Annotated in this window: 1 pseudogene; it reads right to left on the bottom strand. The window is 70.9% G+C overall.

What is annotated here, in order from left to right:
- Window positions 1–230, bottom strand: a pseudogene (locus H0524_RS25535) (monooxygenase); the annotation flags it as partial.

Here is a 230-nt window from a genome sequence, read left to right as displayed (position 1 = left end):
CTGCCGGGTGCGGTCCAGGCGAGGTAGCCGTCGGGGCGGATGAGGGCGGTGTGGAGGGTGGGGTGTGGTTGGTGGGTCCAGGTGCCGGTGATGATGTCGATGCGGTCGGTCCAGGCGTGGGCGGTGGGGTGTTCGGTGGTGGTGGTGATGAGGAGGGGGCGGGCGGGGTGGAGTAGGTCGGCGATGCGGGTGGTGGTGCCGTTGGGGAGGGTGAGTTGGTGGTGTGGGGG

Source organism: Salinispora sp. H7-4 (genome assembly GCF_013416675.1).
GTDB classification, from domain to species: Bacteria; Actinomycetota; Actinomycetes; order Mycobacteriales; family Micromonosporaceae; genus Micromonospora; species Micromonospora vitiensis.
The sequence above is the reverse complement of the archived record's forward strand: the minus strand, read 5'-3'. Positions and strand labels throughout refer to the sequence as shown.